We start from the raw sequence: 11,907 nt of genomic DNA on the forward strand, positions 1-11,907 counted from the left end.
GAATCGCCATGACGAAAAAAACCGTTCTTTGCAGCAAACAGATCGCAACCATGCAGCCAGGCCAGCCTTACGGGCTGATCGAAGATGGTGCGGTCGTGGTGGATGAGGGCCGTATTGCCTGGGTTGGCCCGCAGGGCCAGCTGCCGCAGACATATGCAGATTGGCGGGTTACGGATTTTGGGGATCGCCTGATCACCCCGGCCCTGATCGATGCCCACACCCACGTGATCTTTGGCGGCAACCGCGCAGTTGAGTTCGAGATGCGTCTGAACGGCGCGACATATGAAGAGATTGCGCGCGCCGGGGGTGGCATCCTGTCGACCGTCAACGGCACCCGCGCTGCATCCGAGGATGATCTGCTGGCCGGGGCGCTGCCGCGCGTCGATGCGCTGCTGGCTGAGGGGGCGTCCTGCATCGAGGTCAAATCCGGCTATGGGCTCGATTCTGAGACCGAATTGCGTATGTTGCGCGCCGCGCGCCGGATCGCGCAGGAACGGCCTGTGCGGGTGCGCACCAGCTTTCTGGGTGCCCATGCGATCCCCCCGGAATATGCCGGGCGGGGTGATGCCTATATCGACGAGATCTGCATCCCGACCCTGCGCGCGGCCAATGCCGAGGGTCTGGTGGATGCTGTCGACGGGTTCTGTGAGGGCATTGCCTTTAACCCGGCACAGATCGAGCGCGTCTTCCGGGTGGCAAGAGAGCTGAACCTGCCGGTCAAGTTGCATGCCGAGCAGCTGTCCAATCTGGGCGGGGCGAAATTGGCGGCCTCCTACGGCGCATTGTCCGCCGATCATATCGAATATCTCGATGTCGAAGGTGTCGCTGCCATGGCGCAGGCGGGCACCGCTGCGGTTCTGCTGCCCGGCGCTTTCTATACGCTGCACGAGACCCAGCTGCCGCCGATTGAGGCGCTGCGCGCGCAAGGCGTTCCGATGGCGCTGGCCACCGATTGCAATCCGGGCTCGTCACCGCTGACCTCGCTGCTGCTGACGATGAATATGAGCTGCACCCTTTTCCGTCTGACGCCGCAAGAGGCGCTGGCGGGCGTGACCTGCCATGCCGCCCGCGCCTTGGGCCTTGAGGACACCGGCACTATCGCCGCCGGGCTGCGCGTCGATCTGGCGGTCTGGGATGTTTCTCATCCCGCTGAACTGTCCTATCGCATCGGCTTCAACCCCTTGCAAACACGTATTTTCGGAGGTCTGTGATGACATCCATGCCCCTTGTGCCGGGTCAGGTTTCACTGGCGCAGCTTGAAAAGATCTATTGGTCCGAGGCCCCGATTGTGCTGGACCCCTCATGTCGTCCAAAGGTCGAGACCGCCGCCGCCCGCATCGCGCAGGCCGCGCAGGGGGCTGATGCGGTTTACGGGGTCAACACGGGCTTTGGCAAACTCGCCAGCCACAAGATCGCGGCCGAGGATACCTCGACGCTGCAACGCAACCTGATCCTCAGCCACTGCTGCGGTGTCGGGCCTGCGGTCCCAAGGCGGCTGGCGCGGTTGATGATGTCGCTCAAGCTGCTGTCGTTCGGGCGCGGCGCGTCCGGGGTGCGCTGGGAACTGATCGAATTGTTGCAACAGATGCTGGCGCGCGGCGTGACGCCGGTGATCCCGGCGCAGGGTTCGGTCGGGGCGTCGGGCGATCTGGCCCCGCTGGCGCATATGACCGCCGTAGTGATCGGTGAGGGCGAGGCCGAGGTGAATGGCGCCGTCCTACCGGGTGAAGAAGCGCTGAAAACGGCCGGTTTAGAGCCGATTCAGCTGGGCCCCAAGGAAGGCCTGGCGTTTATCAACGGCACTCAGTTCTCGACGGCTTATGCGCTGGCAGGTCTGTTCGAGGGATGGCGTGCTGCGCAGAACGCGTTGGTCATTTCTGCCGTCTCGACCGACGCGATCATGGGCTCGACCGCGCCGTTGCAACCAGAAATTCACACCTTGCGCGGTCATCGCGGCCAGATCGAGGCCGCCGCGGCGATGCGCGCCACGCTGGACGGGTCCGAGATCCGCGAAAGCCACCGCGACGGCGATACCCGCGTACAGGACCCCTATTGCATCCGCTGCCAGCCGCAAGTGACTGGGGCGGCAATGGACGTGATCCGTCAGGCTGCTGCCACGTTGGAGGTCGAGGCAAATGCCGCCACCGACAACCCTCTGGTGCTGACGGAGGCCGATATCATCGTCTCGGGCGGCAATTTCCATGCCGAGCCGGTGGGCTTTGCCGCTGACATGATCGCGCTGGCCTTGTCCGAGATCGGCGCGATTGCGCAGCGGCGGATCGCGTTGATGGTCGACCCGGCGCTCAGCTTCGATCTGCCACCCTTCCTGACGCCCGAGCCGGGGTTGAATTCGGGCTTGATGATCGCCGAGGTGACGACTGCGGCCCTGATGAGCGAGAACAAGCATCTGGCCAACCCTTGCGTGACCGACAGCACGCCAACCTCGGCCAATCAGGAGGATCACGTCTCGATGGCCGCCCATGGCGCGCGGCGGCTGACGCGGATGGTCGAGAACCTGAACTATATTCTGGGGATCGAACTGCTCTGTGCCGCGCAGGGTGTGGAATTCCGCGCTCCGCTGCAAACCAGCGCGTCGCTGGCCCGCGTGATCGCGCGGCTGCGTGCGGATGTGCCCGCGCTGGCCGAGGATCGCTATCTGGCCCCCGATCTGGAAGCCGCCCGGGCCTTGGTGGCTGATGCGGCCCTATTGGAGGCGGTCGACCTGCCGCTGCCCGGGTTGGTCTGATGCAGGTGTTCAGCGTTTCCCAAGGCGACGGGCCGATTGTTCTGGGCCAGCCCCATGGCGGCACCTTCGTGCCCGATGCCATTGCCACGCGCCTGAACCCGAACGGTCGGGCGCTGGCGGACACCGATTGGCACATAAACAGGCTCTATGAAGGGCTTTTGGACGGTGCGACTGTGGTGCAGTCGCATATCCACCGCTATGTGATCGACTGCAATCGCGACCCCGCGGGCGTATCCCTGTACCCCGGACAGAACACCACGACGCTGGTACCTCTGACCGATTTCGACGGGCAGCCGATCTGGGCCGAGGGGCAGGACCCCTCAGCTGACGAAATCGAGGCCCGTCGCCAAGCCTATCACGCGCCCTATCACGCCGCGCTGGAGCAGGAGTTGCAGCGGGTCCGAGCAAAACACGGGGTTGCGGTTCTGTTCGACTGCCACTCGATCCGCAGCCGCATCCCGTTCCTGTTCGACGGCACTCTGCCAGACCTCAACATCGGCACCGATGGGGGTGCGACCTGTGCGCCGGAAATCGAGTCTATTACGGACGAATTCTCCGGCTCCTCGCCCTACACTACGGTTCTGAACGGTCGGTTCCGGGGCGGCTGGACGACCCGCCACTATGGCCGCCCGTCCGAGGGGCTGCACGCCATTCAGATGGAACTGGCCCAATCCACCTATCTCAGCGCCGAGGCCGCGCCCTGGGCCTATGACACCGACAAAGCCACGCGCCTGCGCCGCTGGCTGTACGACATTCTGGACGCCATCCAAGACACCGCATTGGAGTTGACCTCATGACTGATCCCCGCAAGAACACCCGCGACATCTATCCGCCCACCGGCACCGACCTGAACGCCAAAAGCTGGGTCACCGAGGCTCCGCTGCGGATGCTGATGAACAACCTGCACCCCGATGTGGCCGAGAACCCTCATGAGTTGGTTGTGTACGGCGGTATCGGGCGTGCAGCGCGCACGTGGGACGATTTCGACCGGATCGTCGCTGGGCTGAAGGATCTGGAAGAGGACGAGACCTTGATCGTCCAGTCCGGGAAGCCGATTGCGATCATCCGCACGCACAAGGATGCGCCGCGGGTATTGATTGCGAATTCGAACATCGTGCCCCATTGGGCGACTTGGGATCATTTCAACGAATTGGACCGCAAGGGCCTGATGATGTACGGCCAGATGACCGCGGGCTCGTGGATTTACATCGGCACGCAGGGCATCGTGCAGGGCACCTATGAGACCTTTGCCGAGGCAGGACGTCAGCACTATGACGGCGACCTGACCGGCAAGTGGATTCTGACCGGCGGTCTGGGCGGCATGGGTGGCGCGCAGCCTTTGGCGGCGGTGTTCGCCGGAGCCTGCTGTCTGGCGGTGGAATGCAACCCGGACTCGATTGATTTTCGTCTGCGCACCAAATACCTCGACGAAAAAGCCGAAACGCTGGACGAAGCGCTTGAGATGATCGACCGCTGGACCAAGGCGGGTGAGGCGAAATCGGTGGGTCTGCTGGGCAATGCGGCAGACATCTTCCCCGAGATATACCGCCGCATGGCCGAGGGCGGAATGCGCCCCGATATCGTCGCCGACCAGACCAGCGCCCATGATCCGATCAACGGCTATCTGCCTTTGGGCTGGACCATGGCGCAATGGCGAGAAAAGCGCGAAACAGACCCTAAAGCGGTAGAAAAGGCCGCACGGGCGTCGATGAAACAGCATGTGGCCGCAATGGTCGAATTCTGGAATGCGGGCGTTCCGACGCTGGATTACGGCAACAACATCCGTCAGGTGGCGCAGGATGAAGGGCTTGAGAATGCCTTTGCCTTCCCCGGTTTCGTGCCTGCCTATATCCGCCCGCTGTTCTGCAAGGGGATCGGACCGTTCCGCTGGTGCGCCCTGTCCGGCGACCCCGAGGATATCTACAAAACCGACGCCAAGATGAAAGAGCTTTTCCCCGAGAACGAACACCTGCATCGCTGGCTGGATATGGCGCAGGACCGTATCGCCTTTCAGGGCCTGCCCGCCCGCATCTGCTGGATCGGGCTGGGGGACCGGCACCGCGCCGGGTTGGCGTTCAACGAGATGGTCGCCAGCGGTGAGCTGAAAGCGCCGGTCGTGATCGGGCGGGATCACCTGGATTCCGGCTCGGTCGCCAGCCCCAACCGCGAGACCGAGGCGATGCTGGATGGCTCGGACGCGGTGTCGGACTGGCCTCTGCTGAACGCGCTGATCAATACCGCCAGCGGCGCGACATGGGTCTCGCTGCACCATGGCGGAGGCGTCGGCATGGGCTTTAGCCAACATGCGGGCGTGGTGATCTGCGCCGACGGGACCGAGGACGCCGCGCGGCGATTGGAACGTGTATTGTGGAACGACCCGGCTTCGGGTGTCTGGCGGCACGCGGATGCGGGGTACCAGATCGCGAAGGATTGCGCCCGCGAACACGGGCTGCGGCTGCCGGGTATTCTGGGTTAGCGCGCAACTGTCCTCTGGCGCACATGCTGCACCTGCGATATCCCGCAGGTGAGCTTGCCGGAGATCGAAGATGTACGTTGCCACCCTGCTGACCAACCCGACCGCGCCGACATTGGATCAGGCACTGGTCGACTCGCTGCGCAACGCGTGGGGCGGGGGCGATGGTGCTTGGCTCAGCCCCGATGAGGCGGCAGAGTTCACTCTGTCCGAGATGCCCGGCAACCTGTGGGAGGTCTGGGCCGATCTACAGCAGATGGGCGTGGACCTGATTGTGCAGCCCTCTGAGGGTCGCCGCAAGAAGATGCTGCTGGCCGATATGGACAGCACGATGATCCAGCAGGAATGCATTGACGAACTGGCGGATGAGGCCGGTGTCGGCGACCGGGTCAAGGACATCACCGCCCGCGCGATGAATGGCGAACTGGATTTCGAAGGCGCGCTGACTGAACGGGTTGGCCTGCTGAAAGGCCTTGATGAAAGCGTGATTGGCAAAGTTCTGAACGACCGGATCACGCTGATGCCCGGCGGCAAGGCGTTGCTGGCGACGATGCGCGCAAACGGGGCTTATGCGGCGCTGGTTTCGGGCGGGTTCACCGCCTTTACCGCACGGGTGGCCGAACAACTGGGCTTTGACGAGAACCGCGCCAATACGTTGCTGGTCGAAAACGGCAAACTGATCGGAGACGTGCAGCGCCCCATTCTGGGACGGCAGGCCAAGATCGAAGCGCTGGAGCAGATCTCCACCCGTCTAGGCATCGCTGAGGCGGACGTGATCGCCGTCGGCGACGGGGCCAATGATCTTGGGATGCTGGGCCGCGCGGGGACGGGGGTTGCGCTGCATGCCAAACCCTCGGTCGCGGCGGAATGCGATGTGCGGGTCAATCACGGGGACCTGACCGCGCTGTTGTATGTGCAGGGCTATGCGCGTTCTGAATTTGTCAAAAGCTAACGGGCTTCCTTTAATTTAACATTTGTGTTAAATAATGGTCATGAACACGCTTCTGACCAGTTTCTCCGCCTTGTCCGACGCCACACGGTTCTCAATCGTCGAGCAGTTGATGGAACACGGAGAGCTGCCCGCAGGTGACCTGATCGAGGGGCGGGGCATCTCGGGGGCCGCAATCTCACGCCATCTGAAAGTGCTGCGCGAGGCCGGGTTGGTGCAACAGCGCGTGAAAGGTACGCAGCGGATCTATTCGATCCGGCCGGAGGGGCTGCGCGCGATTGCCGAGTGGACGATTTCGAAACGGCAATTCTGGGAAAACAGCCTCGACCGTCTGAGCGAGATTATCGAAAGGGAAAATTCATGGCCGACCTGAAACTCGAACGGGATTTCCCCGTCACCCCCGAGGTGCTTTTTGCATGGATCAGCGATGGCGCGAAGCTGCTGCAATGGTGGGGGCCGGAAGGGTTGCATGTGCCGGAACATGATCTGGATTTCTCGCGCACGGGGCCGTGGTATTCGGTGATGCAGAATGGCGAAGGGCAGCAGTTCAAGGTCTCGGGCCATGTGACCCATGTCGATCCGCCGCATTCGGTGGGGTTCACATGGGGCTGGCACGACGATCAGGACAAACGCGGGGCCGAAAGCCATGTGACTTTTTCGGTGGTGGCGACAGATACCGGATCGCGCCTGACGCTGGATCACCGCGAATTGGCCGATGCCGAGGCGGCAGCGAACCATAATCAGGGTTGGACGTCTTCGCTGCGCAAGCTCGAAGCGCTGGCAAAATAGATTTTCAACAGGGAGGAGCGTTATGCCCCAATATTTGTTTGTCTATCACGGGGGCCACACCCCCACCGACCCCGCCGAGATCGAGGCGACCATGGCCGCCTGGGGTGCTTGGTTTGGGTCCATGAGCGATGCGCTGGACATCCCCGGCAATCCGGTGGGCCAATCCTATACCGTCAGTAGCACGGGCGTGGTCGACAATGGCGGCGCGAACCCGGCCTCGGGCTTTACGGTCATCAAGGCCGACAGTATCGAAGCCGCGACCGAAATGGCCAAGGGCTGCCCGATGGTTGCGAACGGGTCTGGCTCGGTCGAAGTGGCCGAGGTGCATGAGATCGAGATGTGAGCCTTAACCGGGGAACCCCGGCGCTGGCTTGATCACGCCGAATTCCAGCCCTCGGCGGCTGTATTGCGTGGCATTCAGGAACTTGCGCGTGGCTGGGTGATCGGCCTCAAGCACCCCAAGGCTGACCAGAATGGCGGCGATGGCGCATTCGCTGGCGCGGGTGGTGCCATCTGCGATCTTCAGTGCGACGCCCATGCGTTTTTCCGGGATGATCGCAACAAAGACGGCCTCGGCCCCGGTCTTGATCGCGGCGCGGCCACCCATGGCTCGCATCAACTCGGTACAGGCGCGGGTTTCGCCGGCGACCAACTCGGGGTGCTGCATCATCGCCGCTGTCAGTTGCTGCGCCGCATCGCTGGCCCGGTCCGATCGGTCCGCAGCTGAGGCGAACCACGCCATCGACCGCGCCAGCCCCGCCAGAGACGTCGCAAAGTTCGGTGCGGAACACCCGTCGATACCGTAACAGGGGCTGGCCTCACCCGTGGTTTCTTCCAACGCGGACAGGCAGGCCTGTTGAACTGGATGGTCGATCTCAAGATATTCCGGCCCCGCGTCCATATGCTGCGCCACGGTCAGAAAACCGCAGTGCTTTCCGGAGCAGTTGTTGTGAATCTGGCAGGGTGTGTCATCGGCCAGGATCAAGCCGTCACGGGCGGCCATGTCCTGCGGCTCTTGCGGGCCGCAGCGCAGGTCGGGTTCGGCCAGACCGAGGTGATCCAGCCAGGCAGACACGCGGTCGGTGTGGATATGCGCGCCGCTATGCGAGGCGCAGGCCAGCGCCAGATGTTCAGATGTCAGACCGTATTTCGCGGCAGCGCCCGAGGTGATCAGCGGCAGTGCCTGTATCATCTTGGCCGAGGACCGCGGATAGATCACCGCATTCGGATCACCCCAGCTGCGCACGATCTGACCGCTGTCATCGCAGATCACCGCATGGCCCAGATGCAGGCTTTCCAGCAATGGCCCGCGCCAAAGCTCTGTCATCGCTACCGGTTGTGTCATCTGCCTCTCCGAATCCATGCGCAAAAATCTGCCAATCGCCCTTTCGCCTGTGGCGAAACCTGCGTTAGTGTGTGTATGTCGACAATCATCGGATTACGCAACTTACCAAAGACGAGCCGGGCAGAGCTCGCGATGCGATTCTGATGGGTATGAGGTATTGGTCGGGCTAGGAGGCTGAACAGATGGGATCAAAGCTCGTCCGCGTGATCGCGGGCCTGTGCATGGCAGGAATGGCGACAACGGCGTTTGCGCAGCAGGCAACAAGTACAAACCGGGTTGCGGCAAAAACCGACTGGAGCGTGTTCGTCGAAGAAGACCCCACCGAATGCTGGAGCGTTTCCGCACCCAAGGAAACGGTGAATACACGCGGTGGTCGAGTGGTCTCGGTCAGGCGGAGTGATATCCTTCTGTTTGTATTCTATCGCCCGAATGCCGAGGTCAAAGGTCAGGTCACCTTTACGGGCGGCTATCCGTTCGCGTCCGGTTCGACCGTTAATCTGGTCGTGGACGGAACCGAGTTCGAACTGTTCACCGACGGCGAATGGGCGTGGCCCGCAACGGCTTCGGATGACGCCAAGATCGTGACCGCGATGAAACGCGGCAGCGAGGCGGTACTGACCGCCCGCTCGGAACGCGGCACGCAGACCAAGGACACGTTCTCGCTGCTGGGCTTTACTGCAGCGATCGAGGATGCCGAAAAACGCTGTACCAACTGATCAGCGCGCAGTTTGCGTCACGAAACCCCGCTATCAGGCGGGGTTTTCTGTTTTTGGAGTAGTTCCTTTTTTCAAAGGCTTACGCAACGTCGGTCGGTGGTTTTTGATCCGTATCAAAGTCTGATATCTGAATTTCTGAACTCATCAGTTCAGAAATAATCAGAGGAGCTGACCATGACCCTGAACACTTATCTGGCTACGCTGCTGGTGGCGTCCGCCGCGGTCCTTGCGGGCTGCGAAAAGGCATCGGACACCTACCCGATCACGGGTGAGCAATGCGGGCCCGAAGACCCGGTGAAAACGCTCGATGCCTCGGATTGCTACATCCCGCCCGCGGTGAACTGATCCGACTGTCTATAAGTGCGCCCCGTTTTGAGCGCGGGGCGCATTGTGTTAAATTCCTGAGAAATATTCCCCATCCTGAGAGGTCGCCAATGCGCTGGGTGTTGATATTCGTTCCGTTTGCCGCGCTGGCAGATCCGACCTTGGAGTGTTCCGACGCCGGGTCGCAGGTGGAAATCGGATCCTGCGTCTCGGATATGGAAGAGCGCGTGACCGCAGCAGTCGACGCCAGCTATGGGCTTGCCATGAATGCCGCAGGGGAGCTGGACGAGGTCACCGGACGCATCGTCGCGCAGCCCGCGCTGGAGGCTGCTCAGCGCGCATGGAGCGCTTACCGGGATGCGCAATGTGACGCTGTTGGGGCCTCGTTCGGCGGCGGCTCGGGCACAGGTATTGCGATCTCTGCCTGTCGGGTCGATCTTGGCCGGGCGCGCGTCGATGAATTGCTCAGTTTCGCGAATTGAGGCACGAATTCTTTTGATCTTTGCGAGCGTTCCTATATAGAGGCGCATCCCAAGCCAGAATCCGCAGAGATACGCCAAATGTCGCCCAAAGCGCCGATCACTCAAGACGTCATGACCATCCCCCGCAAATTGCCTGAGGGGAAGGTGAACCTTGTCGGTCTGACCCGCGACCAACTGCGTGCGGCGCTGATCGAACATGGTACGCCCGAGAAACAGGCGAAGATGCGCACGGGTCAGATCTGGCAATGGATCTACCAATGGGGTGTCCGTGATTTTGCCGAGATGACCAACCTTGCCAAAGCCTATCGCGCGCAACTGGCCGAGCAATTCGTGATCGAAATCCCCGAGGTCGTGACCCGTCAGGTGTCCGAAGATGGCACCCGCAAATACCTGTGCCGCATCGCGGGCGGACATGAGGTCGAGGTGGTCTATATCCCCGAGGAAGATCGCGGCACGCTGTGTATCTCGTCTCAGGTCGGATGCACGCTGACCTGTTCCTTCTGCCACACCGGCACGCAAAAGCTGGTGCGCAATCTGACGGCGGCGGAAATCGTCGGGCAGGTGATGATGGCCCGCGACGACCTTGAGGAATGGCCCACCCCCGGCGCGCCCAAGGATGAAACCCGCCTGCTGTCGAACATCGTTCTGATGGGCATGGGTGAGCCTCTGTATAACTTCGACAATGTCCGCGACGCGATGAAGATCGCCATGGACCCCGAGGGGATTTCCCTGTCGCGCCGTCGGATTACGCTCTCGACCAGCGGTGTGGTGCCCGAGATTGCGCGCACGGCTGAGGAAATCGGCTGCCTGCTGGCGATCTCGTTCCATGCAACGACCGACGAAACCCGCGATATACTGGTGCCGATCAACAAGCGCTGGAATATCGAGGAACTGCTGGGTGCTCTGGCCAGCTATCCCAAGGCGTCGAACTCGGAGCGGATTACCTTTGAATACGTGATGCTGGACGGCGTGAATGACACCGACGCAGACGCGCATCGGCTGATCGAGCACATCAAGCGGCACAATATTCCGGCCAAGATCAACCTGATCCCGTTCAACGAATGGCCCGGCGCGCCGTATAAGCGCAGCTCGAACAACCGTATCCGGGCGTTTGCGAATATCATCTATCAGGCGGGTTATGCCTCACCTATTCGCAAGACGCGGGGCGAGGACATCATGGCCGCCTGTGGTCAGTTGAAATCAGCCACCGAACGCGCCCGCAAATCGCGCAAACAGATTGAATCCGAGGCCGGGTTGGGCTGAGCATTCAGAATTAAAGTGAACATTCCGCGCTGATTTGGTATGATTGTTCCCGTACTGGCGGGGATGGAAGCTCACCAATACGCACAATACGGTGAGCCCGTGATCCGGCTCATGGCAAGATATTTCAGGCGTCCTATCCTTTATTTCAGGGAGTTATGGGGGCGTTCGGGCGAAACCGTTTATCGGATGGGCCATGAAGATGATTGGAATGCAAAACTATCTAGTCGGCGCATTATTCTGTGCGTTGGCGACAGGTGCTTTGGCGCAAACCACCGATAAGGACGCCCATTTGGCGATCGAGAATCCGGCTGATTTGTCAAAGGATGAGGCGCGGGACCATTACCGCGGGCTGACCCGGCGCATGGCGCGTGGGTATGCGGCGGCGCAGTTGGATATATTGCGCAACTATCAGAGCTGGCCACTGTTCAACGATGCGCCTTATATCTCTGCCACCCACGGGCAGCGCTACGTGAACACCTATGGCAACCGCATGGCGCATAACTACGCCACACTGGCCGAGGGTGAGGTGCTGCCGGTAGGCTCGGTTCTGGCCAAGGACAGCATGACGGTGACGGATGAGGGCAACATTCATCCCGGCGCCATGTTCGTGATGGAGAAATTGGCCCCCGGCACCAGCCCCGAGACGGCAGACTGGCGCTATGTCATGGTGTTGCCCGACGGGTCATTGTTTGGTGACACCACGGGGTTCCGCGCAGGGGCGGTGGCCTATTGCCACGCCTGCCATGAGGCCGTGGCTGACCGCGACTACACCTTCTACGTGCCCGAAGACTACATCGCCGAAGAATATCGCACTGACTGA

The 11,907-nt window shown here is 61.7% G+C and carries 14 protein-coding genes; 13 read left to right on the top strand and 1 reads right to left on the bottom strand.

Annotated features, from left to right (window positions below; translation table 11 throughout):
- The first annotated feature begins 8 nt into the window (after positions 1 to 8).
- The 8 genes from hutI to ACR0KM_RS09290 all read left to right on the top strand — a co-directional run bounded on the left by hutI (position 9) and on the right by ACR0KM_RS09290 (position 7,300).
- Positions 9 to 1,211: an imidazolonepropionase gene (gene hutI, locus ACR0KM_RS09255; RefSeq protein ID WP_480858764.1), complete on the top strand. Its 1,203-nt coding sequence runs from the start codon at positions 9 to 11 to the stop codon at positions 1,209 to 1,211.
- Positions 1,211 to 2,746, top strand: a complete 1,536-nt coding sequence (gene hutH / locus ACR0KM_RS09260; protein WP_480858766.1) for a histidine ammonia-lyase — start codon at positions 1,211 to 1,213, stop codon at positions 2,744 to 2,746. Before hutI ends, hutH begins: the two co-directional genes overlap by 1 nt.
- On the top strand, positions 2,746 to 3,543 hold the full coding sequence (gene hutG / locus ACR0KM_RS09265; protein ID WP_480858768.1) for an N-formylglutamate deformylase: 798 nt from the start codon (positions 2,746 to 2,748) through the stop codon (positions 3,541 to 3,543). Before hutH ends, hutG begins: the two co-directional genes overlap by 1 nt.
- Positions 3,540 to 5,222 carry a urocanate hydratase gene (gene hutU, locus ACR0KM_RS09270; protein WP_480858770.1) on the top strand — a complete coding sequence of 561 codons (1,683 nt, stop codon included), beginning with the start codon at positions 3,540 to 3,542 and terminating at the stop codon, positions 5,220 to 5,222. Before hutG ends, hutU begins: the two co-directional genes overlap by 4 nt.
- A gap of 70 nt (positions 5,223 to 5,292) precedes the next feature.
- Entirely contained in the window at positions 5,293 to 6,171 is an 879-nt protein-coding gene (gene serB, locus ACR0KM_RS09275; protein ID WP_480858772.1) for a phosphoserine phosphatase SerB, read from the top strand.
- Between the two features lie 40 nt (positions 6,172 to 6,211).
- A complete protein-coding gene (locus ACR0KM_RS09280) occupies positions 6,212 to 6,541 on the top strand; it encodes an ArsR/SmtB family transcription factor (RefSeq protein WP_480824405.1) in 330 nt (109 codons plus the stop codon).
- On the top strand, positions 6,529 to 6,957 hold the full coding sequence (locus tag ACR0KM_RS09285; RefSeq protein ID WP_480858774.1) for an SRPBCC family protein: 429 nt from the start codon (positions 6,529 to 6,531) through the stop codon (positions 6,955 to 6,957). Before ACR0KM_RS09280 ends, ACR0KM_RS09285 begins: the two co-directional genes overlap by 13 nt.
- Before the next feature lie 22 nt (positions 6,958 to 6,979).
- Positions 6,980 to 7,300: a YciI family protein gene (locus ACR0KM_RS09290; protein ID WP_480824409.1), complete on the top strand. Its 321-nt coding sequence runs from the start codon at positions 6,980 to 6,982 to the stop codon at positions 7,298 to 7,300.
- A 3-nt stretch (positions 7,301 to 7,303) separates the two neighbouring features.
- Here the strand turns inward: ACR0KM_RS09290 and ACR0KM_RS09295 are convergent, their stop codons facing one another.
- The gene (locus ACR0KM_RS09295; protein WP_480858776.1) at positions 7,304 to 8,302 is read right to left on the bottom strand and encodes an asparaginase; all 999 of its coding nucleotides are present in this window, start codon (positions 8,300 to 8,302) and stop codon (positions 7,304 to 7,306) included.
- Between the two features lie 182 nt (positions 8,303 to 8,484).
- Between ACR0KM_RS09295 and ACR0KM_RS09300 the strand changes: the two genes are divergently transcribed.
- From ACR0KM_RS09300 to ACR0KM_RS09320, 5 genes are all read left to right on the top strand, one after another.
- Positions 8,485 to 9,018, top strand: a complete 534-nt coding sequence (locus ACR0KM_RS09300; protein WP_480824413.1) for an invasion associated locus B family protein — start codon at positions 8,485 to 8,487, stop codon at positions 9,016 to 9,018.
- 174 nt (positions 9,019 to 9,192) lie between these two features.
- Positions 9,193 to 9,363 carry a hypothetical protein gene (locus tag ACR0KM_RS09305; RefSeq protein ID WP_480858777.1) on the top strand — a complete coding sequence of 57 codons (171 nt, stop codon included), beginning with the start codon at positions 9,193 to 9,195 and terminating at the stop codon, positions 9,361 to 9,363.
- Positions 9,364 to 9,452: 89 nt separating this feature from the next.
- Positions 9,453 to 9,824, top strand: coding sequence for a lysozyme inhibitor LprI family protein (locus ACR0KM_RS09310; protein ID WP_480858779.1), 372 nt, complete (start codon positions 9,453 to 9,455; stop codon positions 9,822 to 9,824).
- 78 nt (positions 9,825 to 9,902) lie between these two features.
- Positions 9,903 to 11,087, top strand: a complete 1,185-nt coding sequence (gene rlmN / locus ACR0KM_RS09315) for a dual-specificity RNA methyltransferase RlmN (RefSeq protein WP_480858781.1) — start codon at positions 9,903 to 9,905, stop codon at positions 11,085 to 11,087.
- 208 nt (positions 11,088 to 11,295) lie between these two features.
- On the top strand, positions 11,296 to 11,907 hold the full coding sequence (locus ACR0KM_RS09320) for a cytochrome P460 family protein (protein WP_480858783.1): 612 nt from the start codon (positions 11,296 to 11,298) through the stop codon (positions 11,905 to 11,907).

This window comes from Ruegeria sp. G10, assembly GCF_056533645.1.

Excerpts from the sequence above, each read along its gene's own strand:
- hutI (WP_480858764.1), top strand. The coding sequence starts at position 9 with ATGACGAAAAAAACCGTTCTTTGCAGCAAACAGATCGCAACCATGCAG.
- hutH (WP_480858766.1), top strand. The coding sequence starts at position 1,211 with ATGACATCCATGCCCCTTGTGCCGGGTCAGGTTTCACTGGCGCAGCTT.
- hutG (WP_480858768.1), top strand. The coding sequence starts at position 2,746 with ATGCAGGTGTTCAGCGTTTCCCAAGGCGACGGGCCGATTGTTCTGGGC.
- hutU (WP_480858770.1), top strand. The coding sequence starts at position 3,540 with ATGACTGATCCCCGCAAGAACACCCGCGACATCTATCCGCCCACCGGC.
- serB (WP_480858772.1), top strand. The coding sequence starts at position 5,293 with ATGTACGTTGCCACCCTGCTGACCAACCCGACCGCGCCGACATTGGAT.
- ACR0KM_RS09280 (WP_480824405.1), top strand. The coding sequence starts at position 6,212 with ATGAACACGCTTCTGACCAGTTTCTCCGCCTTGTCCGACGCCACACGG.
- ACR0KM_RS09285 (WP_480858774.1), top strand. The coding sequence starts at position 6,529 with ATGGCCGACCTGAAACTCGAACGGGATTTCCCCGTCACCCCCGAGGTG.
- ACR0KM_RS09290 (WP_480824409.1), top strand. The coding sequence starts at position 6,980 with ATGCCCCAATATTTGTTTGTCTATCACGGGGGCCACACCCCCACCGAC.
- ACR0KM_RS09295 (WP_480858776.1), bottom strand. The coding sequence starts at position 8,302 with ATGACACAACCGGTAGCGATGACAGAGCTTTGGCGCGGGCCATTGCTG.
- ACR0KM_RS09300 (WP_480824413.1), top strand. The coding sequence starts at position 8,485 with ATGGGATCAAAGCTCGTCCGCGTGATCGCGGGCCTGTGCATGGCAGGA.
- ACR0KM_RS09305 (WP_480858777.1), top strand. The coding sequence starts at position 9,193 with ATGACCCTGAACACTTATCTGGCTACGCTGCTGGTGGCGTCCGCCGCG.
- ACR0KM_RS09310 (WP_480858779.1), top strand. The coding sequence starts at position 9,453 with ATGCGCTGGGTGTTGATATTCGTTCCGTTTGCCGCGCTGGCAGATCCG.
- rlmN (WP_480858781.1), top strand. The coding sequence starts at position 9,903 with ATGTCGCCCAAAGCGCCGATCACTCAAGACGTCATGACCATCCCCCGC.
- ACR0KM_RS09320 (WP_480858783.1), top strand. The coding sequence starts at position 11,296 with ATGCAAAACTATCTAGTCGGCGCATTATTCTGTGCGTTGGCGACAGGT.